Here is a 26269-nt window from a genome sequence, read left to right as displayed (position 1 = left end):
AAATCTATCTTACATTTATAACATCACTATTTTGAGAGTTTTTTCCATCCAAATTTGCAACAACATAAATATCTAGATTTAAATCTCCTTCAGGAATACTTATAGTATGCTCATTACCTTGTATATCACTTTGATATAGAGTAAATTCTCCTTCTCCATTAGTATTATTTTTCACATATATACTGTAAGTACAATCCTTATGAGATACACTACTCCAGTTAACTCTAATAACATTATTATCTCTATCAACATTAGCCGATATATTTTCAACTTTCATATCTTGAATATTATTATCATTATTTGAGCTTCCATTTCCATTATTAATATTTATTATATTACTTGGTTTAGTTGTGTCTGAATCCTTTTTACCTACAACATAAATATCAAAATCTACATTTTGATTATCTTTCATATCTACTTCTATAGTAGCATATACCTTTTGTGATTTTCCCAAATCACTTTCATTTATAGTTATAGATTTAAATTTCTTAAATGATTCTCCTGACAATTTGTCTTTAAGATATATATCATAATCAAAGACACCTTTCATATAATCCCACTCAAGTTTAATAATGACTTTATTATTTACTATTTTATGCGAACCAACTAAATTTTGTATATAGTCATTAGTTATAGTTTCTTTGACTACTGTTACTGTTATTATTTTAGATTTATCTCCACAAGTTATCCTTACTCTATCTTTACCTTCTCTAAGTCCTACTACATTTCCATCACTACCTAGACTTATTGCTCTTTCTACAGGTAATTTTGAATCTACTAACTCATAATATATTTTTGGTGGTTCTAAACCAGGTGGAGAAGTTATTATATCTGGTTTTAGTTTTTCATTTTGGTCAACCTCTATTTTTATATCATTCATATTTATTTCAGCAACTCTAGCTTGAATTCTAAAGGTTCTCTCAACTTCTTTATTTCCACACTTAGCATATATTGTGGCCTTCCCAACTCCAACTGCACTTACTTTATTTCCTTTGATTTTTAAAACATTTTCATTACTGCTCTTATAAATTGGTTTATATGATTTTTTAAATTTATCATAATCAACTTCTACTGTGCTTTCTATAGTAGCACTATCACCAACATGTCTTAAATCTCCATTAATCTCCATATCTAGTGACTCTACCTTTGGGTCTACTACTTTTATGGTAGCCTTTTTTAATACTCTTGAATTTTTCATAATACCCACAGAAGAATACCCAACCTTTAATGCTGTCATCTTATTTCCATCTATTTTCAAAGTTCCTGAATTATCCAATACATTAAACCAAATATTTGGCTCTTTAGCATATGAAGGAACCTTAATATATTCACCAGTAGACAAAGTAACTGTTTCATTTAATTTTACTACATATTTATCTATATCTTTAACATATTCCCCATCTACAATTTCGATTTCTACTCCCTTTACCATTGGTCTAAGTATTCCAAATTTAAAAAGGTAGTACTGCGCAACAAGCAATATAGGAATAGATATAATTATGGCAATTTTTCTGTATTTCTTATTTTCTACAAATCTCATCTATCCACTTCCTTTTAGCCTAATATATAATCATTTGTTTTGTAAGCAATCTACCTAAGTTAAATATTGGGATAAACTGGAAAATTATTATATTTCAGAATATCCCTATATTAATTATAAACCATAAATTTAAAATTTAAAACTAAAATTACTGTTAATTTCTTACTATTACAATAGTCTAATTTTAGTGAAATAACATTTGTCTTGTCAGCTGAAAAGTTATATAATTAATTCAAAAGAAATTTATACTTATATTATATGAGGAGGATTTTGAATTGGAAATCAATTACAAAAAAAGAAATTTCAAATTATTTATTAAAAGAAAAAACATTGAAATTTCTGTTCAAAGGTATCTTATTGATGCACTAAGTTATATGGCATTTGGTCTTTTTTCTTCCCTTTTAATTGGAACAATTTTTAATACATTAGGAGATAACTTCAATATTTCTCTTTTTACTGAAGTTATAAGTCCTATTGCTAAACAAGCTACAGGTCCAGCCATAGCAGTGGCTATTGCATATGGACTTCAAGCACCTCCCCTTGTACTATTTTCTTGTGCACTTGTTGGAACAGCTCTTACATTACCTATTAGTAGTGCAGCTATTTGTATGGTGCTAAGTTTGGGTGGTCTTGTGGCACAAGGTCTTGGTACCTCTATGTTACAAGTCCCTAATATAATAAAAAATTGGAAAATTTGGATACCACCGACGGTAGCTTCAATATTACTTGGACCATTATCTACAACAATATTCAAAATGGAAAATATCCCTATTGGTTCTGGTATGGGTACTTGTGGATTGGTTGGACAATTTGGAACAGTGACTGCTATGCAAAGTGCTGGAAAAGGAGGTATATCTATGTGGGTTGGTATATTTTTACTTAACTTTATACTTCCTGCTATTGTAACTTTGTTGATTTCAGAATTTATGAGAAAAAAAGGTTTAATAAAACCAGAAGATTTAAAACTAGATGTATAAATTAAAAACTACTCCTTTTACTTATATAAAAGTAAGGAGTAGTTTTTTTTATGAAAATTCCAACATTTTTTTTAATAACCAATCCATAGAACCTTTGACTTCATTCCAAATCACTATGTTTTCATCATAGTAATATACAGCTTCTGCCTTTTCTTCTTCTGTAACAAATTCTCTACCAAAAGCATTTCGCCAGTCTAATAAATACAATCCAACATACTTATTTTTACTTCTAGCAATCTTAATAGAATCATTTGCCAAAAACATACTTTTATTTTTAAAGTAATAAAGAGCTTTACTGTACATCCATGTAGCAGATTTTTCTTCTTTATAAAGTTCAAATAATTTATTTATTGAAGTCCTATCATTTAATCTAATTAATATATTTAATAATTTATATCTTATTCCTTGCTCATCACTAGGATTAATTTCTATTAAATATTCCAATACTTTTTTGGATTCCTCTAAATTATTAATACTTTCTAATTTCCTAGCAAGAGATTCAAGTGCTATCATATAGGCTCTAGTAGATAAACCTTTCCAAAATCCAAGTTCTTTATCTTCTTTAGTAATCATACTTTTTCCGATATTTACAGCTTCCTCCATATACCTAATTGATTCAATATCACTATTCGCATCTTGTGATAGCTTAATATATCTTTTATATAGTATTTTCTTCTTTTCTAAATCTAAATCTACAGACTTTGATTTGGAATTGGTCTCTTTTACCCAAAATTCTACATTAGAAATAGCTATAGTATCTTGATTTAAAAAGTCAATACTACAAACATCTTTTATTAAAGACGATTTATTATTTATAGTATTTAAAGAAACACCTATTTGTTTTGAAAACTCTTTTTTTGTTATATGTAGTGGATGCTTCTTATTATATAAAAGATTTTGCTCTAAAACTATATTTAGTATAGCTGAAGACCATATATCAGCTCTAGAAGAATGAATTATCTCTTTATTATTATCTAAAAGGTTTTGCAAAATTTTAAAGCTTATATCTTTGTATTCTTGATTTAAATTGGAGTTGCAAAATCTATTTATCTTGTCCTTAATTTCTTCTATCTTGCCTGTCATGACTCCTCCTCCATATTTTACATATATAAAACTAGTGCTACAAACTCAAGATTTTCTTCTCCTATATTTTCTATAGAATGTTTTTCGCCATCAGCTGTATACACTACATCACCCTCATTTACTTCTACAAATTCCCCATTATCAAATACTTTACCTTTTCCCTTTAGTATATAATATACTTCAAAATCTGTTGTATGGTCATGCACACCAATTGAACTTCCTACTGGTAAAGCTATTCTTTTAAATAATCTTCCTTTTCCCTTAAGCTCTTCATTTTTTATTATGTTTTCAAGCTTAACCTTTCCAATACCACCATTTAAATTTTCTTTTACTTCTACTTGTAATTCAGATTTTTTTCTTATCATAGCTCATCTCACCTGCCAAACAATCAATCGAACTGCTAAATTGGCATATCCTTTCCATAATATGTTTGTATTTTAATATAATAATAACATATATTATCATAAAAAAATATTACTGAATACACAAAAATGATACTATTTTTACATATATTTCGACTTAATTAAATTATCTCATAAGTTGACGTCCCTATGAAAAAAACATATACTCATATAGTATGGTAAAATTTTGTTAAATTATTTATCTGGAGGTTCTCGACATATGTCAGTTTTAAAAACTCAAGAAAAACTTAAACAACCTAAAGATTTATATTTCTGCTGTTCAATATTTACTTTTGTGGGACTTGCATACTATGGTATGAAATTGGTATTATTATTATTTTTAGCTGAACAAGTCTCCAAAGGTGGTTTAGGGTTAACACCAGCAGAATCCGCATCAATGCTTGCATCTTTTTTAGCATGGACTTATTTCTCTCCAGTTATTGGTGGATGGGTCAGTGACAGATTTCTAGGTCCTAAAAACTGTATAATACTTGGAATGATAATGGTTTCAATTGGCTATTTTTTAGGATACATAGCAAATAGTAAGATGGATATAAACATCATGATATTCTTATCTGGATTAGGAATAGGTTTTTATAAAGGAAACTTACATACTATGGTTGGAAATTTATATACCAATGATGACCCAAGAAAAGATGGAGCTTTCTCTATTACATATATGGCTACTAATCTAGGTACTTTATTTGGACCTTTAATATGTGGTTTAGTTGCTAATGAATGGTTAGCTGTAAAAAGTGGAGCCTCTATAAGCATGTATGGGTATAGATATGTATTCTTATTTTCATCAATTACAGTTCTAATAGGTTTATTCTTCTTTGTATTTGGTAACAAAAAGTTTTATAAACCTTTAAATAATGAATCCAGTAATGGGAGAGAATCTATAAAAAAAGCACTGGAATATAAGAAAATGCTCGCTTCAAAGCCATTAACTTTGATTGAAAAAAAAAGAATAATAGTAATATTGGTATTAGCTTTCTTTACAGTATTTTTTTGGATAGCATATAACCAAGCCTCTATGTCTATTGCACTCTATACAAAGGAACACATAAATCTTACTGTTGGCAATTTTCAAATCCCTACTTCATGGATAGATTCATACAATGGTCTCCTTTGTGTCATTCTTGGACCTATATCTGCTCTAGTATGGGTAAAATTATCTCAAACTAAAAAAGGTGATTTAAGTGTACCTAAAAAGATGAGCTTAGGTTTTATACTATTGGCTATAGCATTTTTATTCATGATAGTAGCAGTTATGCAAACAGGAACAGACCCCAATTCAATTCATAAGGCAAGTGTATTTTGGGTAGTTGGATTTTTAACATTCCAAAGTATAGGAGAAATTTGCTTTTCTCCAGTTGGATATGGTATGGTAAATAAACTTTCACCTGAAAAGTATATTTCATTCCTAATGGGTGTTTGGTTTTTAGGTAAATTTGCAGCAAATAAATTATCTGGTTATACACAAGCTATTATAGACCAATTAGGTATGTTACAAGTATTCATAGTTATACCATCATTTTTATTGATATTTGGATTTATACTGCTTATAATGAATAAAAAATTAGTAGAATTATCAAATTAAAATTTTTTCTAAACTTAATAAAAGATATCATAAAAGGGGCTGTCTCAAACTAGCGATAAGCTTCTTTTTCATTGTTGAAATGATAAAAATATATTTTATTTCATACAAAAAAATGTGCCTCATAAACTAAAAAGTTCATTTTGAGACACACTCTTTTTATTATATCCAGTTACAAACTATATAGCTCTAGTATAAACTTTTAACCATTCTCTTTCTTCATCAGTTAAGAAAGGAGATATTTTATCATAAACTAGTTTATGATACCAGTTTAAATAATCTTTTTCATCTTGATTCATTAATTCTGGAACTATACCATCTAAGTCAATAGGAGCTAATGTAACAACTTCAAATTCCATAAATTGACCATAGAAATTCTTTTCAGCTTTTCTAACTACGATTTCATTCTCTGTTCTTATACCATGAGAACCTTCTATATATATACCTGGTTCATTAGTAGTTACCATTCCTTCTTCAAGAACTGCACTATCAAATCTTTCAGGTACTACTCTCCATCTAAATCCATTTGGAGCTTCGTGAACATTTAACACAAATCCTATACCGTGTCCAGTTCCACATTGATAATCAATTCCCATATTCCACATACAACTTCTAGATAATATGTCTAAGTTATATCCTCTACAACCATGCAAAAACTTAACCTTAGAAAGATTTATCATTCCTCTTGCTACAGAAGTAAAGTGTAGTTTTAATTCATCACTTATAGGTCCTAAAACTGTAGTTCTAGTTATATCAGTAGTTCCATCATAATATTGTCCACCTGAATCCACCAAAAATAATCCTTCTGCTTCTAATTTATAATTTGACTCTGGAGTTGCACTATAGTGCATCATTGCAGCATGTTCTTTATACGCAGCAATTGTGTTGAAACTTGGCTCAAAGAAACCTTCTTGCTCTCTTCTTAAGTCCTCTAATTTTTGAGTAGCACTTATCTCAGTGATTTCTATTTTACCTACATTTTTCTTTAACCAGTACATAAATTTAGTGAAAGCTACACCATCTTTTACATGTGAATTTCTTATGTTTTCTAATTCTATCTCATTTTTTTGAGCTTTAAAGAACATTACTGGGTTGAATTCATCAACCTTCTCAACTTCACAAGGTATATTATTGTAAATTGTATAGCTAAGCTTAGTTCCATCCACTAAAACTTTTTCAGCTTTGTCTATATTTTTTACAAACTCATACACATCATTATATGGCTTTATTTGAACATTTTCTTTAGCTAGTTCATTTAATATTTCTTCATTTAATTTGCTTTCATCAACAAACAGATATACTTCTTTTAAAGTTATTACTGCATAAGAAAGTACAACCGGATTATATTTAACATCTCCACCTCTTATGTTAAATAGCCATGCTATATCATCAAGAGTAGTTATTACATGAGTAGAAGTACCTTTTTCACTCATTTTTTCTCTTAATCTAGCTAACTTTGAGCTAAAACTTTCTCCACAGTATTTAACATCCAATAAAAACGCTTTACTATCTGATAAAGCAGGTCTATCTGTCCATATACTATCTATTAAATCATATTGATATTCTATCTTTATACCTTTTTTAGATAATTTTTCAGCTAATGTAGCTCCTTCTCTAGCAGATATAACTCTACCATCAAAGCCTAAAGTTCCACCTTCAGGAATATTTGTATACAAATATTCATCTGTAGTTGGGCAACCTTCTTGCCCCATTTTGAATAATTTTATTGTACTTCCTTCTAGTTGAGACTCTGCCTGTATAAAATATCTTCCATCTGTCCACAATCCAGCTTCATCTTTAGTAACAATAACTGTACCAGCTGAACCATTAAATCCTGATATAAATTCTCTTGATTTGAAGTAATCTCCTACATATTCACTTTGATGATTATCAGAAGATGGAATCATGTAGGCATCTATATTTTTTTCTTCCATAAGTCTTCTTAATCCACTTAATCTATCTTTTATATTCACAACAAGACCTCCTTAAAATAATAAAATAACTAAATATATAAGTATGTAAAACTTATTACATAAATATTTTTCATATAATTTATATAAATCTTATATACTCTAATTTTAATAATTATAATTTTAATTATAATATCTATCTACATAAAGCTTTTTTCATAATTAAATAGGAAATTACATTTTATTTTATATTTAAATGTAATTTCCTTATATTTATACTAATTCAACATGAATTATTCTTCTTTTGTTAGTAAATCCATAGCCATTAATTTTGTTAATATATTTCTTATTCCCAATAATATTAAGCCAAATATTATTAAGATAACTGCTATTCCTCCAAATATCTGTAGAAAACCAAGTGTGGCTGTAAAACCAGCAATCTTTCCTGATAATAAGCTTGCAAAAAAACTTGTTAGATACCATGCTCCCATAGATAATGTAGCATACTTAGCTGGAGCTAATTTATTAAACATCGCAAGTCCTATAGGAGATAAGAATAATTCACCTACTGTTGTAAATATATAAGTCAGCACTATAAACAATATACTAGCCTTTACCATTCCATCTGGACCATTAGCTAATGTAGCAAATACCATAACTATAAAACCAACACCCATTATTATCATTCCTAATCCCATTTTAACTGGAATAGAGAAATCACCTCTTTTTGTATTAGATAATTTAACCCATAGTGCAGCTAATACTGGGCATAAAGCAACACATAATATAGCATTTAGTGATGTAAGCCATGCTACTGGCATTTCAAATCCAAATAGAGTTCTATTTACATTATCCCTTACATAAATCATAAACGAACTTTGTGTTTGATAGTATGCTGTCCAGAATAAGACCACAAATAAAAATAAAACAACCATTGCTATTATCCTATTTTTCTCCAACTTAGTAAGTGGTCCATACTCAATTTTTTCACCTTTATTGCCTTTAGTCACAGGATATTTTCCAACTTCATTTAATAATTTTGGTGCAAAAAGTGTAAATATAACCATACCTAACATCATACCTATACCACAGATTAAAAATGCCATCTTATATCCATAAGATACTATATCTCCACTTGCTCCCCTTACTGCAAATATATTGTCAGAAAGCAATCCACATATTATTGGAGCTATAAATGCACCTACATTTACTGCCATATAGAATAAACTGTATGCTGCATCTTTTCTTGACACATCAGTTTTAGGGTATATATCCCCAACTATATTTGAACAACTTGATTTAAAAAAACCATTTCCTAAAATGATTATTGATAGGCCTACCCAAACCATTGAAATAGATGTAGATGAAGCAAATAGTACGAAGTCACCTATTGCTATTAAAAGTGCACCTATAGAAATACATTTTTGTTGACCTAAAACTTTATCTGCTAACCAACCACCAACTAATGGTGTAAGATATATAAGACCTGTAAATAATCCATACATAGATGTCGCTTCTTGAGTAGAAAGACCTAAACCACCTTGAGCTACACTTGCTGTAAAAAATAATACCAATAAAGCTGTTAAACCATAATAACTAAATCTTTCCCATAAAATTGTCATGCAAATAAGCCAAAAACTCTTCGGATGACCACCTTTTTTAGATACGCTTTCCGTATTTGACATAAAAAAACGCCCCCCTTATTGTTTTTATAATTAAATTTAGTACTAAAATTGCTTTAATCATTTTAGTACATACTTATAATATCATCTTTCTTATGTTTACTCAATAGGTTATCAACAGTATTTTCATTTCTTTATTATATTTTTTAAAATTATGAAAAATATTATTTTTTTAGTATCTTCAGTCAAAAATGTTAATATACATATATTTAAACCATATCTTAAACCTTTAATTCTTTTTTGCTTATTTTTTTAATTTTTATTTAAAGAATTCAAATTTGAAATATTTTTTATTAACGTTTTTTTGCATGTTATTTCTTTATCAATTCATATATATAAATGGATTTTACTACAAAATAATAAAAGCTATTTTAGACTCTCTATTTTGAGAGCAAAAATAGCTTTTATCATATAGCAAATTTTTCTTTTTTTAATAAATTAACTTCATCTATTCTTTAGCTTTCATTTGATATTTATCCGTAATTTTAACATTATACTTTTCTTTTAGATTTTGTATAAGTAGGTTTTGTTTTTCTGATGTTAGACTACTTACTAAATCGGATTTTATCTCTTCAAATGGTTGATATTTTTCATCGGTTTTCTTAATTATATGATATCCATAATCACTTTCTACAAGTTTGTTAGATGTTTCTCCTTTTTTCAATGCAAATGCTGCTTTTTCAAAAGATTCCACCATCTGACCTTTACCAAAGAAACCTAAATCTCCACCTGATTCTGCACTACTATCTTCAGAATATTTTTTGGCTAGAGTAGCAAAATCTTCCCCAGCTTGGGCTTTTTTAAGTATTTCCTCAGCATCTTTCTTAAGTTCAGCTTTTTTACTATCACTAACTTGTTTACCTTTATCATTAACAGTTTTTATTAAGATATGTGAGGCTCTAACTTGTAAATAATTGCTCTTGTTTTTATTATAATAACTCTCTGCTTCTTTATCAGTAACTTTTGCTTTTTCATTTAAATATTTTGATGCTACTAGTTCTTTTTTCATATCATCTTTTATATATTTTTCAGTCAAATCAAACTGTTTTAAAAACTCTTCTTTAGTCATCCCCATTGCAGATTCTATACTAGTCATTAAATTATTATACTGAGCATCCAATTCGTCATCAGTTATACTTATTTTCTCTTTTGCTGCTTCAGAGGATAATATATCAGATGTAATCATAGTCTCAATCATATTTGATTCATATGAACGTATTTCATCATCAGTCATAGTAGTTTTTGCATTTAAATAAAATAATGGCTCCATTCTCTTTCTTAACATTTCACCTGTTATTTTTTTATCCCCAATAGTAGCCACTACTTCATTGCTATTATAGCGTTTTGAAGTAGCAGGCAATTTTCTTCCAGCTTCTTTGCCAAAAATATAACCTCCACCTAAACATATAGCTCCTACTGCAACAATTGCTATAACTGCTTTAAGTGTTTTGTTATTTAGTTTTACCTCTCTTTTTTTAATTTTGTTATCAGTATTCTTTTCATCTGACACATCATCTTTTTTAGAACTTACATTATCTGATTTTTTAATTTCATCTAATGGATTTTCTTTTGGATTTTTTTCTTCAGACATTAATATCCTCCTTAATTTTGATTGTACAATACTTCACTTTTATTATTTTACATTAAAATAATATTAAATGTGTGAATCAGAAATGAAACTCTCATGAATTTAAAATGAAATTAAATATTTCTCAAACTATATCTTATAAAATTTCTTCCTACTTTTGTATCTCCATACTTTAACATCTGTATAACTTCATTTTTTTCTTTTTGTAAATAAATAGAACATTCTTCTAAAGACTTAAATATCTCTAATACTTCACCTTTTTTATTTACTAGTTCAATCTTTTTCTTTCCACCTCTTTTGATTATAGACTTATATTTTTTAAAATATTCATCATATTCTACGTCAATACATTCAAATTTATAATTCATTTTTAATGCTTCAATTTTATCATTGGTCAAAATTTCATTTCTCTTTTTATCAGAAAGTCTTGTACTAAATATTTTATCATTGAGAATATTAAATATCTCAGATGGAGATTTATTATTTTCTAAATAGCTCCATTCATTTTTACAGTACTCTTCCACATTTAACACTTTACTTAAATAGTTTATTGCATCTCCAAAGTAATCCATATATCCATATTTTAAATTTTCTCTTATATATCCTAATGGTATTTTAAGGGTTTTACTACACTGTATATGAGTATCGAAAATCTGCTCTTCTTTAGTATACAAGTTTATTGCCTTTATACTTTTCCCCCTTTTTATTTTTATTTCTTTTATATAATCTAAATCTTCTTCTGTTAAGTATTCACTCGTTTCTTTTATCTGTTTTTCTTCAAATTTTTTTAAATCTGCTTCTTTATTTTCAATCGACACTTCTTTTTTATGTATACTCATCTTTTCTTCAGTAATAAATATTTCTTTTTCATCTAATTCTATAGTTTCTTCATTAATTAATAAATCTTTATCTATTATTTCTTCTACTATATCTCCATCATATATGTATTTATCAATCATTACTGTTTCCATTTTATTCAACGTTTTATTATCAGTATTAATATTTATTTCTTTTATATATGAATTCTCGCTTTTATTACAACATGCTATATCTTTATTAACTAGCATTTTGTCATCTTCATTATATAGAAATGTTTCTTGTTCTAAAACTTTATCTTCTTTATTTACAATTCCTTTTTTATCAATTAATATCTTTTCTTCTTCGATAAACTCTTCTTTATATAATCCTTCTCCATTTTTTAATATTATTTCACCTTCTTCTTTTGCTTCATCAACTTTTTGTCTTTTTTTCATAATACCAAATAACTTTTTTAACACTCAATGTTCCTCCTAATACTTTCTATACTCTTTATATTGCCATATAAAATATTACTTTGTCAAAACTCTTATTTAGTATATAGCTACTTAATATTATTTTCTTGATAGTTTTTTGCTAAATCAGTTTTCCACATAATGTAATCTATGGCTATTCCAAGTGCAAGCATTATTCTTCTTATTGATAAATTTTCTATGTCAAAATCTTCATCAATAACTTTTCCACAATCAACTTTTGGCATAATAGCTTCCATAATCTTGTTTAAAACCATGTCTTTTGCTTCATCACATTCCTTCGAAAAATGTTCTTCATTATCACATAATGATTGTGCTAAAATAACTAATAATTTTCCTACAATTAAAAAACCATGTTTTAAACTAAAGTTTTCATTATTATTAATTTCATCATAAATCTTATTTATAAAATTATCTACTATATTAGTAACAATTTTGTTGTCTTCTTCATTTATCTTTTTTATTTGTTCTAAAATAGTTTCTTCTTGTATATTTGTATTACACATATTTATTCACCATTCCTTTATTTAAAATTTTATTTATAGCATAAAAGTAAATATCTTATAACTTATTAATTGTTGTTTGCGACTGTTTGATGTTATATAATAATAATCAAGTACATGTAAAAATTATATAAAATATATAAGCCAAAATTCATAGTGTAGATTCAATTATATTATTCAAATACATAATGTAAATTATTTATCATGTAAATTGTCTATTAATAACTCTATCAGAATTTATAAAAATAATATTTAAAAGGAGAAAACATATGAAATATTCGACAATGGGTATGAAAGCGGTAAATACAAAAGAAAATGACAATAAATTTTCTAGTGGCATATTTTTAGAGCTGTACACGTTAAATTTAATGATAAAAAAAGACGGTTGTGTTTATGGAAAGGAAGTTACAGATTATATAGGTAGTTTTAATTTATCTTGGAAACCTAGCAATGGAACTATGTATCCAATAATAGAAAAAATGCTTACAAAAGGTCTTATTGAAGTTGCAACTAAAAAAGAACGTAAAAAACTCTATAAGATAACTGAAAAAGGAAGAATCTACTACAATGAAAGGTCTACAGACTTTAAACAGATGCTAATAGAATCAGCAAATTTTTATAATACTATTGCAAATGAATTAGAATAATCCTCAATAAGACCACTCTTCAAGTTGTTAGAGTGGTCTAAATTTCATAGCAGTAATAATTCTCATTCACTTAAGCAATTAATCAATCTAACAGCTTTTTTCAATTTAGATTTTGCACAAGCTCTTTTTTTATTTATTGTACCTCTGCAAAACCCAAACATCTCTGCTATTTCTGAATCAGTATTATCCTTCATATACCACATTACTAGTATCCGTCTTTCAAATATTGTAAGATTTTTAAATATATTAGAGCATGTAATTCCATTAATCCAATTATTATTTAAAAATTCATCATCATATATATTTATAACCATATCTTTTTCAATTATTGCAATCGACAACTGTAGATTATAAAAAAGCTCGACATAATCGAGCACTTCGTCTATTTCTTTTTGTGCATTTTTATCACAAATAGTTTCTTCTATAGGTAATTGTTGGTCAGAATCATATATCTTGCATATTTTTTTCTGATAATATAGACCTCTTGCTATAGGGTCTTTAGATAATTTTTCTAAATGTCTAAAAACATAATAATGAAAATTTCTCTTGATATAATTGTGAAAAGACGGCTTTGTATCTTTATATTTATGGCACATCGATAAAAAAATAGCACATATCTCCTGTTGTATGTCTTCTTTATCATTATTTGAAAATATACCAACTATTTTTGCAACAGTCTTATCTGCAACCCTTTGACCATGACCATTAACAAAATATGAATTTAATTTCAATCGTTCATTTTCTTCTTCTACAAATAATTTAATAAAACTTCTTATTGAGTAATCTTCTATAGAATATTGTCCATACACTATTAAAGAAATATACTTATTTAACATTGTTCTAAACGAATTAATTAGCTCTTGTGCTGCATCTTTTGAACCAGCTTGTAATTCATATACCAAATCATGTATTTTTTGATATTCACTCATTCCATACTTTTGCAAATTATTTTTATAAGTTATTTTTTTCTTCATATTATATACCTTCTTAGCATTATATTATTACTTCTTATCTATTAAGATTATAAAACTATACATTTATATAAGAAAATATTTACTTAAATAAACATTTTCTTTCATTAAGTAGACCAGGAACTGATTTATCTGCTAGTTTATCTATGTATTCAAAGCATTTTGGATGTATATGCCACTTAAATTCTCTCTTTCTTTTATATTCATCTATAGAAAAGTGTTCTGGCATTATTGGCTTATTACATATTTGACATATCATTATCTCTCCTTTTTCTGGTGGCTTTGGGACGCTATTTTCTCTTGTGACATAATTATCTATATCTTTATAAATAGTAAAATTCATATTAATCCTCCCATGAATTTAATAAAATTATATATAAATTTCCGTAATATCTTTATGTATATTCTCTTTTGATTTTAATATCATATTTTTTATATCATAGTTCAATTTTAATTCTATTTTTTTAGTTTCACAGTCTCTTATTAAATCTGTTAATACATAACTTTTTATAACGACTGTCTTCGTAATTGAATTGTAGAGCTTTATATTAAATAACAAGTTTTTATTATGTAAATCAAATTTCAAGAAATAATATCTTAACTCATCTTTATTTATATTGTATATCAATACGTTATTAATAAATAATTTTAACTCATCAATGATTTTAAAAATAATATTTACAATTTTAGTTACTGTTTTAATTTCACTTTTATTTTTGTATAATAAATGCATAGTTTTCACCTCCTAATTTTTCAATATCACTCTACCCACTATTTCAATAATAAATCTAAGCATAAGAGTATATAGGTCACTTGTCACAATCGACAATTAAGAAACAAAAAAAAGTCTTTTATAAAGACAAAATTTAAAAATATTTTATTATAAATCTCACACTAATACTATCAAAAGTACCACCTCCAAATTTGTACTACTAATTATATCATATGCAAAATATTAAATATAGTCATTCAAACTTAAAAATACTACTAGTCTTCGCCACAATAAGTATAATTTATATCTATACTTTTTATATTTATTTCACTATAAGTTTCTCCTATTCTACATTTAAACATCAAATTTTTTGCAGGAGGTTTAAATGGAAAAGTATCTACTATTTTATGGTAATATTCTCCTTTATCTTCATAATATACATCAAATATGAAGTCTTCGGAATACTTTCCACTATCACTGCTATTATTAAAGTGCGGAGTTATACCTGTAATCATTACATCTCTCTTCTCATCAATATTACATTTAAAACTAAATGTAGAAGCTTTGTAATTATTATAATAATTTATATACGCTCCTAAAGATTTTATACCGTAAATAAAAGTTCTTAGATTTGTTTCACATTCTTCATAATTATAACTTCTTAAAACTATCTTTATTTGATTAACCTTTTTATTAGGAAAGTTTATTCTGAAAGCTCTAACTGAATTTAAAAATTCATTTGTTGAATTATTTCGTGTTATTGCTGAATGATATTCAATTCCCTCTATTTCTTCCCAATAACTAGAATCACCAAATCTTATGTATACATTTTTTACACTACATAAAAATGGATGTATATATATTTCATTCATTTCTGATGTGGTCATAATATCTTCTGGAAGATTAATCTCATACTCTGTATCCAAAAAATCTACAGAATTACTTGTAACTACTCTTTTTGTCCAATATAAATTATTATCTTTAGAAAAAGGAGCATATACATCATTGTCTTGTTCTGATATAACACCAAAACTAGTAGTTTTTGTCTTAACTACAAGACTTTTTGGAATAAACATGGAATTTGATACGTCATCAAAAACAGCTAATTTTGAAATCTTTTTTGAGGGTCTTATAGTTATATCTGATGTCATGTTATTTATTATAGCTCCAAATGCACTCTCATCAGACTTACAATCTTGGGGTAGTATTATTTTTTTTCTTAATTTATTAGATTTTTGTATATCAATATACTTATTTAACAACTGATTATACTTTTGTATTAAGTTTGAGTTTACAGCTTCCAACTGAGCATTTTCAAGTTTTATTAAATTTATATTATTATTTAACATACGTTCTATCTCATTAGTTTTATTAAATAAATCTAGTATATCATTTAGCATATTGTTTTGATTATCATTATGCATTGAACTTGTATTTATTGCTTTATATCCAAAATCATTTCTATTTGCTACTGGCAAATTATTAATAACAACTCTATCCATCTAATCCCCCCTTACATCATACAATATGTCTATTTCTTCTTGTATATTGCCAATTATATCTATAAAGCTTCCATAACTATAACTTGAATCTATAAGCACTTCTTCTTTCATTACATCTAATCTATCTATCTTGTCACTTAATTTTCTTATATTATAATACACTTGATGATACATTGAACTTATCTTACAACTTTCTTGTGGACCTCTATACCTATTATTAAACTTGACAGCATTTGGAATTTCATCTAATACCCTATTTGAAGTTTCACCTGCTTTACCATCTACATGAAAAATCTTAGTTTCTACTTTAGATTTATTATCTGAATAATCAGTTGTATAAATCCTAAACATATAATATCCTTTTTGTAAAGGTTGTGTCATAATTGTTTCTCTTTGAGTTTTATTGTATATAATAGATGGATTATTTAAAATAATTGGATTAATATCACTTTCTACAGGATGTAAACACCAATTGTAATCTTTGATACCTGTAGTAACGATTGTTGTAGCTACATTTGATTCAGTTACTACCTTTGTACTTAAATCTATTCCTTCTACATAATATTGGTATATACTTCCTGTATCCATAGAAGTATACTCCAAAATGACTTTCCTATCTTCAATAGTATACTGATTTGTTATACTTGGCTTAATTGGAATAGACGTGTCTCCAGGCTTGTCTTCAATAGACATATTTTCAGTCAATTGTTTCATTCTAAAAATAGTATTTGCCAATATTTTCTTCTCACATTCCTCAATATCTTCAATATCATTTATATTGTGTCCTATTTGAATCATAGCAGTATTGTTCCATGTCGTAAGATAATATGAGGATGCATTTTCTTGTGAAACAGACCAATTTGAGTTCCCTTCTGTTTTTTGTGGTATTATATTAAACCATATATCTCCATATGCAAAGTTCGATGTAGTATGAGTGTATGATATTTTTATCTTTTCTTCATTATTTCCTATATTCCAAGGATATAATGTAACTGAATCTGATTTATTTATAACTACTTCATTCCCCCATACAGCACTTGTAAATCCATGACCTTCATCAAAAAATACATTATCTTCCTTCCATTTTCCAACTTTTACATTAAAAAATTCTCTTAATCTATTTAAGCTTTCATCTTCTCTAAATATAGATGAAATTAAATCATGACTTGCAATAACACTTCTATTTGTGTTCATAAATTCAAATATAGCATCTAATGCCATTTTGTTTAATTTATTTTCATTTGTATAATCTTCACCACTAGAAAACCCTATAACTATTACATCATAAACATACATCCCATTGCTGTCTCTCAACAAACTATCTGGATTTTCACAAAATTCTCTATTTGATACAGGAGTTACATTTATTTTACCAAGACCATATCCTCTTGTATCCTCTTTGCAAGGCTCTTCCATCCATTTTTTTAAAGAAGCTGACTTCTTAATACTCCATGTAATACCCCTATAACATTTAAAACTAATTTCTTCTCCTATATTTGGATGTATATTTAATACCTTTATGTCACTTTCTAATTTTTCTAGTTCACATACAGAAATAGGCTGAAATACTTCATCAACAGAATTGCCAAAATCATCTCCTATTTTTTTTCTAAATACTCTGTACAAATATGGTGAACTTGATGTATTCTCCCATCTTAAACTAACTTTATTTTCTTTATCAGATGATTTCGTATATAATGTTATAGACATTATTCGGCCACCACCTTTATATTATTGATTACAGGAGTGACAGATATATCTGAAGTAGACAATTTAGCCATTACTCTACATCTTATTAAACTATTACCATCCATAGATTTTAACTTTTTAATTGTTGATGGTAACATATATTTATATTTTACAAATATTCTAAAATATTCAGCTGTATTAATTTTTATGTCTGGTCTTTGATATTGAGGAATCTTTTTTTCTTTTGATTCAATATTCACAGGGTCATTTGGACTAATCATATAATTGGGGTCAAATTTTACAACTATACCGTCTATATTATCTGTAGATTTTATTGCATAATATTTAAGAGAATGAGCACTTATATCTTTCACTAAAGAATTATATGTTACTCTTTCCATCTTTGAACCAGCAAATATAGAATCACTATTAGACATTAAATTAAAATTATGCTTGATGGTTTTTACTGGTTCTGATAAATCTAATTTACCAAGTAAAAACATTATTTGAACTTTGTTTTCTCCTTTTTTTAACTTAAATGCATATGTATTATCCTTTTTAAATACTTGTCTTCCATTCACAAGTACAATTACATCAAACACTTCCTTGTCCTTTTCAAAGCTAAAATATTTATTTTCTATTACAGTCTCTTCAAGACAATTAACATATTGACTCATTACTATATAATTCCATACACTTTTGCACATTATCTCCATAGTATTTGCATCCATTGGTGCTATTCCAGTGACTCTATGTTTTGCATAATCATTTATAGATACCTTTAAGGAACTTGGATATTCTTGATTATATTTATCACTTACATCTAACCTTTCAATCATCCATTGAGAATGTCCAGTTCTCATTTCAATAGAATTTAAGTTTACATACTCTGGAAGTTGTTGTACATAAAACAAAAAATTTTTTAACTCTATATCAAAATCACGCTTTCCAAATAAATCAGATGTATAGTAATTAAGTAGCTTTTCTTCTTTATATAAGAGATTTAAGTCTAAAGCTATACCTGGCTTTATACTCTTCCATTCTACACTATTATTCTTATCTTCTATACCTACAAAATACGATATGTTTGTCATCGGTGGTATTTTATTTTTTGGATTTAATGTTATATTTGATATAGGTTCATCAATATTGATTTTATTGCTTGTATACACACTAGTTTTAGAATATTTGTCATTATAAAGTGAAATATTATTTAATACAAATAATGAACCTAAGTTATCTATTTCTTCTTGGTCAATTTCGTATTTTTCAATTATAAATTTAATTGATAAAACATCTTCCTTGTTAAATCTCCATATATTATTTTTTTCTCCATTGCATTTAAACTTCTCTTTAAAGTTCTTGTTGTCAGAAGAAAGTAATAATGTTATAACGGTATCCTGTAGTGAATAACCACTAAGTTCAATTCTAGATATTGTTTTGATATCATCCAATTCTAAGTCTATAGTAATTATTTGAACTTCATTTTTAATTGGCGTTATATTCAATGATATACTTTCATTAAGAGCCTCGTTTAATATCAAATTTGTATTTGTACTTATCTCTTGCCCATTTGATAATATTTTCAAATTTGACTTACTCAAATCTATTTTGTCATCCGGAATTGAATGAAGTTCATTTCTAAGAGTAGATGTATTGTAATCTATTTCACAAGTTGACTTAGGTATATTATTTTTTACTAAGTTTATAGTGTTTGTATCTTCAAGTGTATTAAAAGTTATAACATAAGGATAATACGACTTTTTTTTGCTTGAAAACTCATTTGCTATTTCTGAATAAGCAATAATCTTATTTGCTTCATTATATATGTTTATCATTTCTAAATCATACTTACTTACAGTTTCTATAGAAGAGTCTACTTGATGGTTATGTACTTCATAAATAGATTTCAAATCATATTCTATATTTTCAAACATAGTATTAAATTGTTCTTTATCCGAATTTTGATATGGTAATAATGTAATTGGCTTAAAATAAGGTAATCCAATTATTTTTTTTTCAAAAAACTCACTTATAAACTTATTCACTTCATAAAAAGTTACTAAATCTCCATTATTCAAAAGTCTTTTTATTATCTCTTCTTCTTTAATTTTTAATTGATACTCTTGAATGTTCATCATATAATTTCCTCCGAACCTACATCTATACTGTAACTATATACTATAGGTGACTCATCAATTATTTCCTCTGGTCTATATAACTCTATTTTCAATCTAAATTCATTAACATCATTAAGCATATCAACATATGTAAGATTTTTATTTCTATTTATAGTTGATATATTACTGTTTATGGCTATTGTACAAGAACCATATTCAGTCCTATGTCTTGGTCTTATTCTAGTCCATACTGAACCATCATCAAAACTTATATAGTATTTAATATAATCATCAATTTTTTTGTTTTGGTCCAAATATTCCACAAATCTTTTAGGTATGTAATCTTTAGAATTTAAAGTAATTGACCTTATACTTTCAGTTGATAAAAATTTCTGTGATAGATATACTCCATATTTATCATAAACTTTATATTTAAGTTCAATATTTTTTATACCTATAACATATCTCTTTGCACTTACTCCTTCATATTGGAATTTATAATTATCTTCACTTATCTTTTTATAAAATAATTGAGATTTTATATACTCTCTTGTTAAAAAATTATTAGTTGATTTTGTAGATGGATAAATTATATTTTTATCATCATGATTATATTTAAGTCCTATCATCTCTATACTTTTTTGAGGCTTATCAAATTGTACATAATCTTTCTCATTATCATAAAAAAAATATGGAATCCTAGTTGGATTTATATTTAAAAAATACTCTCTACATACTTTAGTAAAATTGCTGTCTTCTTGTTCTAATTCAACTATAATTTCTTTAACTATACTTGATTTAAAGGTTATTGTATTTTCTTCATCTAGGTATTGATTTAGATATAATATTTGAACATTTTCATACTTATCTCTTACAATTATCCTTTTTATTATAGGATTATGTAGGTTAACATTTGGTTTTAATATGCCATAAATTTTAAACCAATTTATATTGACAGGTATATCCAAAGAAATCTTCAAATGTAATTTTAAAATACTATCATCATTTATCCAACTTATACCTTCTTTATACTTAAATCCAACCATTGCAGTTTTTATTTTTACATCGTCTTCTAAATTATACATTTCAAACTCAAACCAAGTGTCATTATTTCCATCTAACATATCTGATAAATATATGTGAGAATCATCTTCTCCAATGTATTTTATTTTATTATAAGATGGATATATTTCATGTGTATTTCCAGGGAAACCATTTGATGTATCTAAAACTTGTACATTTATATTGTCATTTACACATTTACTTGATACTGTTGCTAGTGTTAGTGCTCCACTTAACACATTACAAGAAGCATTATTTAAGTTATTTCTATTACTAATTTTTATAAAATCATCTGAATAAATTATATTACTGACAGTTTTCAACGAGTCCACTTTTTTATCTAGTTCATTTATCTCTATTTCTATATGGTTTAGTTTGTTCATTAATATACCAGTCTCTTCTTTAACATCTTTAAAATATATTTGTAAGTTATTTTCTATTTCCTCATAGCTACATATTAAGATATGCATATCATATTTAGCTTTTTTTAACATATCACTATAGTCTGAAAATGATGGTATATATACTGCCCTATTGAATTTAAATGATGGTTTTCCAAGTTTATTGTAAAAATCGATAATCATATTTTTAAATTCGTAAAGATATTCTGTTTTCGTCTTTATTTTCCCAGAACCAAAATTTTTATTTAAATCCTCTATTAGAATTTTAATTCTTTCTTCAAACAATATACTTGGCTTTTTATATTTATAATTATTCATATTATCACCTTTAAAATGTATCTATCATATATTTTATTTCTTTTAAAGCAGGTGTTAGCCATACGTCTTTAACTGTGTTTCTTCTAAATAGTGCTTTTATTTTTATTTTTGATACTAAATGCTTATATGATATATCTATAATATATTTACTTTCTATCTCTTTATTAAAATAAATTGAATTCTCAAATATATAAAATTGGAGTTTGTCATCTAAATTATTAAAATTCTTATAACTATTACCCTTTTCTGATATATCTGTTACGTTTAAAGTTTCTATTTCACAGTTAATATTATTAGTTGATATATCTACAACCTTTACATCACAATAATCAACAGTAGATTCTGTGAATGGTCTATATTTAAGTTCAAAGATTGATGTATTTTTTCCATTAAAAGATTCTATAGTTGTTTCTAACTTTGATGAAAAATCCACAGAATCACTACCAGCAACAGGCTTATAACTTATACTATATACTGCATTATAATCATAGTTAAATATTTGAATACAGTAAAAAAATCCAGTTTTTGGATTCTTATGTATATAAAACTCTTCACTATTTAAAGGTATCTCTTCTCCATCTTTCATTACTTTATAAATAGTTTCTGCCTCAAATCTAAAGTAAGCTCTAGTACTCCCTGTGATAAATAGAAGTTCGGATTCTATAATATCCTTATTCATTGGAAATATAGGAATCCAATCTTTAGTATCTGGATTATCAGATGCAGTAATATAATACTCTATATCAGTAACAGTTTTACCAAATGAATTTTTAGGATGTAGTTCGTCAGTTACTATATGTATACTTTTTATATTTGAATTTAGATTTACGGGTTTACTTATATAAATACCTGTTCTATCAAAATGATTATTATAACATCCTATATCATACAAACCATAGTTGTATTCATACTTTAATACCTTATGATTCAACTTGTCATTTCCAACTATTATAGACAGTAACTCATCATAAGAATAGGATAATATTCTATCATTCATTTGTTGCCATAGAGAATTAGCCAATTCTCTATCATAATACACTGGTTTAAATACAGCTTTAGTCACTTTTTCTTTTCTGTCATTTTTATTATTAAACCAAAGTAAACTTTTACTTATTTCAGTTGGATTATATACATATGTTTCTCTTATATAATGTTTCTGTGTAAATAATATGTATATTCTCTTACATATTATATCTGGAAACCTAAATGTAACTTTATCTCTAGTAAAAACACTTTTTAATGTTTTATCCTTATTATCTGGTGTTACTAATTCTATCAACGCCTCATCTTCATCATCTGTCATTTTATATCTTATAGCTACTATGTCAATAGGATATTTTGTAAATGGAACAAGATTTATCTCGTTTATTTTATTGATAGATTCAAAGTTAAGTTCAAGGTCGCAAACTGCACCAGAGTCTATTCCATAAAAATAATTATCTCTTACATATATAACCTGTGGTTTGCTATTTTCAAACGAAACACTTAATGGAGCATCTGACAGTATTGTATCACTCCAAAATGATGTTGGATTTCCATCTATAGCATTTTCAAGAGATGTTTTATTATTGTAAGATTGCATAAATCCTTCACCAAGCTGAAAGCTATAATTTAAACATGCTGTAGATACTCTATTGTCATACCTCAACATGTTATCCCGTTTTAAAAATGGTAATGTTAATGTATTTTCCTTTTCATCAAAATTAACATAACACTTTTCTAGTATCCATTGACCATATCTATCTTTTTGAAGATTTCTACTTTTATCAAAATTATTTGAATTTCTAAACCTTTCTATTATAAATTTAGACATCTGTTTAAATGAAGTAGAGTATCTACAACTCTCCAATTTATCTTTTATTTGATTTATTTTTGTTTTTATACTATTTATATATGATATGCTCATACTATCATGTTTTGATATCAACTCAGTCATTGAGTTAACTACACTAAAACTGGTCAGTAAATCTATGTATAGTTCATTCATAGTCTTGTTAATTGATTGAGAGTTAATATTTGTCTCATGTTCATCTAAACTTGTTATTAACGTATTATTCTTAATTTTTGTCTTAAATTCATTTTCTAAAATAAATCGTTCCTCATCAGTTGAACAGTTTGATACTATTTCACTTACAACTTTTTCTATAATCTCATCTTTTACTTTACTTATATTCAACGTAGTATCTAGCATATTATATTCCAACCTTTAATTTATACTTTTTATAACATTTATTAAGTATATTGGTTAACTCATTCATAGCCATTTGTACATCTTCTTTAGTTTTCATTATTTCAAATTCTATTCTAGTACCATTCCACTCTGATTTGTTCCATTTAATTGGTCTAATTCCTTCCTTTATCAGTTTAATCCACAAAGATAACTTATAAACTTCATACATATTTTCATCCATTAATTCTAATTCTCTAGTTAATTTTTTTCCTATAATAACACCACTCTCCATAGTATATCCTTCCAAACTTTCTTTTGAAATAGTGTACTTCTCTTCTTCAAAATCTTGCATAAAGTTTCCTCCTCTGCTTATTTTGTGGTTTTATGTTCCTTCAGTATTTTTATCTTCTCTTATTTGACCATTTATAACTATTAAATCTTTATTAGTTATTATCACTTTATTTTCCTCAAATGATATTCCTTTTTTTAATAAAAACTCTTCCAATAAATCTTGAATTTGAGCTAGTATTAAATCTTCTTTAACTCTTTGTATAACCTCATCTATAATTTGCTCTTTAGAACCTAATACTTTTTTGCCATCATATTCAAAATATCTCTGAATTACATTTATTAGATATGCATCAACCTTGTCTAGACCTTTCACATAAATGTTGTCTTTTTTCTGTTGTATTCTCATATTTCACCAACTCACCATATTGTCTGTATACATTACTATTTTTTCTTGCTTATAACCTGCATTAAGACTTTTTCAACTTCTTTATCACTATTTTCATAATCATCATATATAAGATAAATGTCCTCTTTTTTATCTCCTGATACTGTCTCATAAATATTTATTGTATCTAAATTTCCTTCTTCACTATAATTAAGTAGTACATCTTCATTAGCACTGCTTACTTTTATTAGCTTATCATCATTTTTAGAATCTCTTAATATAGTTGTTACATCATTTAAATCTGGATATTCAGTATTTGGAAGTCTTCCTAAATCAGGATTAATTAAACCCATTTGAGCCTCTGTAAAATCATCATTATAGAGAAGGGCTATTGCATTAATTTTAGGTGATTCTCCTGCCAGATTTGACCATATCTTAGCTCTTATTTTTACGGTTTTAGGTATATCTTCCTCTTTTTGTATCGTATACGGTACGGTATTATTTGCTCTTATCTGAAATGTTTGTTCTTTATCAGTTATTAGATAATATATTACTTCTGACCCTTTTGGTATATCTTGGTCTACAAGCAGAAAAAAATTATTCAAAGATGAACTTTTATGTTCATGCGTATAAATATCAACTGAATTGTATTCTCCAAAACTGTCACCCTCGCTTAAATATATACAAGCTTTATCAAAATCAAACTTTATATTTGTGTTATTTAGGACATCAGAATATTCCTTATTTTTAAATTCATTTATAAATAAGGAATTTGCATATCTATTATTATCAAAATTAAATAAAATTCTATCAAAAAACAAATTATCTGAATAATAAGATATATCCTTTTCAGATGAACTTTTAATTATCTCTTCATCAGTATATATTTTATCTATTATATTTTTTCTTGAAATCTTAGTAAATTTTTCACTCATAACTCACCTATAATAAAGAGTGTTGCCCTGTCAAGTATTGTTTCTTAAAAACAGGTATTACACTGTACTCACATTTATTTAAAGTTTTATGCACGTATTTTATCCTATCAACCTGATACTGTATCTCAATAAAATCTGTAGGAGATAGCTCTACATGAATATATAAAATTTTAAACTTAGAATTAAATGTATAACTATTTCTACTTAACTCTACACTATTTACACTAACTCTTATAGATTTACTTACTATCTCACTTATCTCCTTAGATACATCCCACTTTTGATTTGAATTGTACTCTAGCACCTTACTTTCATTTAATAGAACTTCAACCTTTGGATTTGGTATTTCAGCTAATAAATAACTTTGCCACTTTTCTCCTATTTTTTCATTTACATATAATTTGTAACTTATACATTTTAAACTCTTTATTCTTGAAAAAGTTATTGTATTTTCTGTATATATTTTTGTAGGACTATTGATATTATCATACAT

The 26269-nt window shown here is 26.5% G+C and carries 23 protein-coding genes; 3 read left to right on the top strand and 20 right to left on the bottom strand.

Features of this window, described 5'->3' with window-relative positions:
- Positions 1 to 4: 4 nt before the first annotated feature.
- Positions 5 to 1540: a hypothetical protein gene (locus tag IR152_RS01200; protein WP_227450016.1), complete on the bottom strand. Its 1536-nt coding sequence runs from the start codon at positions 1538 to 1540 to the stop codon at positions 5 to 7.
- Positions 1541 to 1815: 275 nt separating this feature from the next.
- Here IR152_RS01200 and IR152_RS01195 point away from each other — a divergent pair, with 275 nt between their 5' ends.
- A complete protein-coding gene (locus IR152_RS01195) occupies positions 1816 to 2517 on the top strand; it encodes a PTS sugar transporter subunit IIC (RefSeq protein WP_227450015.1) in 702 nt (233 codons plus the stop codon).
- Positions 2518 to 2565: 48 nt separating this feature from the next.
- Here the strand turns inward: IR152_RS01195 and IR152_RS01190 are convergent, their stop codons facing one another.
- Positions 2566 to 3600, bottom strand: a complete 1035-nt coding sequence (locus IR152_RS01190) for a DUF6398 domain-containing protein (RefSeq protein ID WP_227450014.1) — start codon at positions 3598 to 3600, stop codon at positions 2566 to 2568.
- 17 nt (positions 3601 to 3617) lie between these two features.
- The gene (locus tag IR152_RS01185; protein ID WP_227450013.1) at positions 3618 to 3965 is read right to left on the bottom strand and encodes a cupin domain-containing protein; all 348 of its coding nucleotides are present in this window, start codon (positions 3963 to 3965) and stop codon (positions 3618 to 3620) included.
- A gap of 256 nt (positions 3966 to 4221) precedes the next feature.
- Here IR152_RS01185 and IR152_RS01180 point away from each other — a divergent pair, with 256 nt between their 5' ends.
- A complete protein-coding gene (locus IR152_RS01180) occupies positions 4222 to 5604 on the top strand; it encodes a peptide MFS transporter (protein WP_227450012.1) in 1383 nt (460 codons plus the stop codon).
- 176 nt (positions 5605 to 5780) lie between these two features.
- Here the strand turns inward: IR152_RS01180 and IR152_RS01175 are convergent, their stop codons facing one another.
- From IR152_RS01175 to IR152_RS01155, 5 genes are all read right to left on the bottom strand, one after another.
- Complete coding sequence (locus IR152_RS01175; RefSeq protein ID WP_227450011.1) at positions 5781 to 7574, bottom strand: aminopeptidase P family protein; 1794 nt, start codon at positions 7572 to 7574, stop codon at positions 5781 to 5783.
- A gap of 230 nt (positions 7575 to 7804) precedes the next feature.
- Positions 7805 to 9196 carry a peptide MFS transporter gene (locus IR152_RS01170; RefSeq protein ID WP_227450010.1) on the bottom strand — a complete coding sequence of 464 codons (1392 nt, stop codon included), beginning with the start codon at positions 9194 to 9196 and terminating at the stop codon, positions 7805 to 7807.
- Positions 9197 to 9641: 445 nt separating this feature from the next.
- Entirely contained in the window at positions 9642 to 10784 is a 1143-nt protein-coding gene (locus IR152_RS01165; RefSeq protein WP_227450009.1) for a peptidylprolyl isomerase, read from the bottom strand.
- A gap of 110 nt (positions 10785 to 10894) precedes the next feature.
- Positions 10895 to 12058: a hypothetical protein gene (locus IR152_RS01160; protein ID WP_227450008.1), complete on the bottom strand. Its 1164-nt coding sequence runs from the start codon at positions 12056 to 12058 to the stop codon at positions 10895 to 10897.
- A gap of 83 nt (positions 12059 to 12141) precedes the next feature.
- Positions 12142 to 12576: a hypothetical protein gene (locus tag IR152_RS01155; protein WP_227450007.1), complete on the bottom strand. Its 435-nt coding sequence runs from the start codon at positions 12574 to 12576 to the stop codon at positions 12142 to 12144.
- Positions 12577 to 12842: 266 nt separating this feature from the next.
- Here IR152_RS01155 and IR152_RS01150 point away from each other — a divergent pair, with 266 nt between their 5' ends.
- Positions 12843 to 13220 (top strand): PadR family transcriptional regulator, encoded by a 378-nt coding sequence (locus IR152_RS01150; RefSeq protein WP_227450006.1) that lies wholly within the window; start codon positions 12843 to 12845, stop codon positions 13218 to 13220.
- 62 nt (positions 13221 to 13282) lie between these two features.
- On the opposite strand, the gene IR152_RS01145 is transcribed toward IR152_RS01150, so the two are convergent.
- From IR152_RS01145 to IR152_RS01090, 12 genes are all read right to left on the bottom strand, one after another.
- Positions 13283 to 14194, bottom strand: coding sequence for an RNA polymerase subunit sigma-24 (locus tag IR152_RS01145; RefSeq protein ID WP_227450005.1), 912 nt, complete (start codon positions 14192 to 14194; stop codon positions 13283 to 13285).
- A gap of 79 nt (positions 14195 to 14273) precedes the next feature.
- Positions 14274 to 14534: a hypothetical protein gene (locus IR152_RS01140; protein ID WP_227450004.1), complete on the bottom strand. Its 261-nt coding sequence runs from the start codon at positions 14532 to 14534 to the stop codon at positions 14274 to 14276.
- A 27-nt stretch (positions 14535 to 14561) separates the two neighbouring features.
- Positions 14562 to 14924 (bottom strand): hypothetical protein, encoded by a 363-nt coding sequence (locus IR152_RS01135; protein WP_227450003.1) that lies wholly within the window; start codon positions 14922 to 14924, stop codon positions 14562 to 14564.
- A gap of 254 nt (positions 14925 to 15178) precedes the next feature.
- Positions 15179 to 16405: a hypothetical protein gene (locus tag IR152_RS01130; protein ID WP_227450002.1), complete on the bottom strand. Its 1227-nt coding sequence runs from the start codon at positions 16403 to 16405 to the stop codon at positions 15179 to 15181.
- A complete protein-coding gene (locus IR152_RS01125; protein ID WP_227450001.1) occupies positions 16406 to 18115 on the bottom strand; it encodes a hypothetical protein in 1710 nt (569 codons plus the stop codon). It abuts the gene before it with no gap.
- The gene (locus IR152_RS01120; RefSeq protein ID WP_227450000.1) at positions 18115 to 20235 is read right to left on the bottom strand and encodes a hypothetical protein; all 2121 of its coding nucleotides are present in this window, start codon (positions 20233 to 20235) and stop codon (positions 18115 to 18117) included. The genes IR152_RS01125 and IR152_RS01120 overlap by 1 nt, the downstream gene beginning before the upstream one ends.
- Positions 20232 to 21995, bottom strand: a complete 1764-nt coding sequence (locus IR152_RS01115; protein ID WP_227449999.1) for a virion structural protein — start codon at positions 21993 to 21995, stop codon at positions 20232 to 20234. The genes IR152_RS01120 and IR152_RS01115 overlap by 4 nt, the downstream gene beginning before the upstream one ends.
- Positions 21996 to 22005: 10 nt before the next feature.
- A complete protein-coding gene (locus IR152_RS01110; protein WP_227449998.1) occupies positions 22006 to 24186 on the bottom strand; it encodes a virion structural protein in 2181 nt (726 codons plus the stop codon).
- Position 24187: 1 nt separating this feature from the next.
- Positions 24188 to 24517, bottom strand: coding sequence for a hypothetical protein (locus tag IR152_RS01105; protein WP_227449997.1), 330 nt, complete (start codon positions 24515 to 24517; stop codon positions 24188 to 24190).
- Between the two features lie 30 nt (positions 24518 to 24547).
- The gene (locus tag IR152_RS01100; protein ID WP_227449996.1) at positions 24548 to 24862 is read right to left on the bottom strand and encodes a hypothetical protein; all 315 of its coding nucleotides are present in this window, start codon (positions 24860 to 24862) and stop codon (positions 24548 to 24550) included.
- A 35-nt stretch (positions 24863 to 24897) separates the two neighbouring features.
- On the bottom strand, positions 24898 to 25776 hold the full coding sequence (locus IR152_RS01095; RefSeq protein ID WP_227449995.1) for a hypothetical protein: 879 nt from the start codon (positions 25774 to 25776) through the stop codon (positions 24898 to 24900).
- A gap of 7 nt (positions 25777 to 25783) precedes the next feature.
- The gene (locus tag IR152_RS01090; RefSeq protein ID WP_227449994.1) at positions 25784 to 26269 is read right to left on the bottom strand and encodes a hypothetical protein; all 486 of its coding nucleotides are present in this window, start codon (positions 26267 to 26269) and stop codon (positions 25784 to 25786) included.

Origin of the sequence: Clostridioides sp. ES-S-0108-01 (assembly GCF_020662285.1) — a bacterium.
Taxonomy (GTDB): Bacteria; Bacillota; Clostridia; order Peptostreptococcales; family Peptostreptococcaceae; genus Clostridioides.
The sequence above is the reverse complement of the archived record's forward strand: the minus strand, read 5'-3'. Positions and strand labels throughout refer to the sequence as shown.

Coding starts and splice junctions, on each gene's coding strand:
- IR152_RS01110 (WP_227449998.1), bottom strand. CDS start 24,186: ATGCTAGATACTACGTTGAATATAAGTAAAGTAAAAGATGAGATTATA.
- IR152_RS01155 (WP_227450007.1), bottom strand. CDS start 12,576: ATGTGTAATACAAATATACAAGAAGAAACTATTTTAGAACAAATAAAA.
- IR152_RS01200 (WP_227450016.1), bottom strand. CDS start 1,540: ATGAGATTTGTAGAAAATAAGAAATACAGAAAAATTGCCATAATTATA.
- IR152_RS01150 (WP_227450006.1), top strand. CDS start 12,843: ATGAAATATTCGACAATGGGTATGAAAGCGGTAAATACAAAAGAAAAT.
- IR152_RS01125 (WP_227450001.1), bottom strand. CDS start 18,115: ATGTCTATAACATTATATACGAAATCATCTGATAAAGAAAATAAAGTT.
- IR152_RS01190 (WP_227450014.1), bottom strand. CDS start 3,600: ATGACAGGCAAGATAGAAGAAATTAAGGACAAGATAAATAGATTTTGC.
- IR152_RS01165 (WP_227450009.1), bottom strand. CDS start 10,784: ATGTCTGAAGAAAAAAATCCAAAAGAAAATCCATTAGATGAAATTAAA.
- IR152_RS01135 (WP_227450003.1), bottom strand. CDS start 14,924: ATGCATTTATTATACAAAAATAAAAGTGAAATTAAAACAGTAACTAAA.
- IR152_RS01090 (WP_227449994.1), bottom strand. CDS start 26,269: ATGTATGATAATATCAATAGTCCTACAAAAATATATACAGAAAATACA.
- IR152_RS01145 (WP_227450005.1), bottom strand. CDS start 14,194: ATGAAGAAAAAAATAACTTATAAAAATAATTTGCAAAAGTATGGAATG.
- IR152_RS01115 (WP_227449999.1), bottom strand. CDS start 21,995: ATGAATAATTATAAATATAAAAAGCCAAGTATATTGTTTGAAGAAAGA.
- IR152_RS01095 (WP_227449995.1), bottom strand. CDS start 25,776: ATGAGTGAAAAATTTACTAAGATTTCAAGAAAAAATATAATAGATAAA.
- IR152_RS01100 (WP_227449996.1), bottom strand. CDS start 24,862: ATGAGAATACAACAGAAAAAAGACAACATTTATGTGAAAGGTCTAGAC.
- IR152_RS01185 (WP_227450013.1), bottom strand. CDS start 3,965: ATGATAAGAAAAAAATCTGAATTACAAGTAGAAGTAAAAGAAAATTTA.
- IR152_RS01180 (WP_227450012.1), top strand. CDS start 4,222: ATGTCAGTTTTAAAAACTCAAGAAAAACTTAAACAACCTAAAGATTTA.
- IR152_RS01120 (WP_227450000.1), bottom strand. CDS start 20,235: ATGATGAACATTCAAGAGTATCAATTAAAAATTAAAGAAGAAGAGATA.
- IR152_RS01140 (WP_227450004.1), bottom strand. CDS start 14,534: ATGAATTTTACTATTTATAAAGATATAGATAATTATGTCACAAGAGAA.
- IR152_RS01130 (WP_227450002.1), bottom strand. CDS start 16,405: ATGGATAGAGTTGTTATTAATAATTTGCCAGTAGCAAATAGAAATGAT.
- IR152_RS01105 (WP_227449997.1), bottom strand. CDS start 24,517: ATGCAAGATTTTGAAGAAGAGAAGTACACTATTTCAAAAGAAAGTTTG.
- IR152_RS01170 (WP_227450010.1), bottom strand. CDS start 9,196: ATGTCAAATACGGAAAGCGTATCTAAAAAAGGTGGTCATCCGAAGAGT.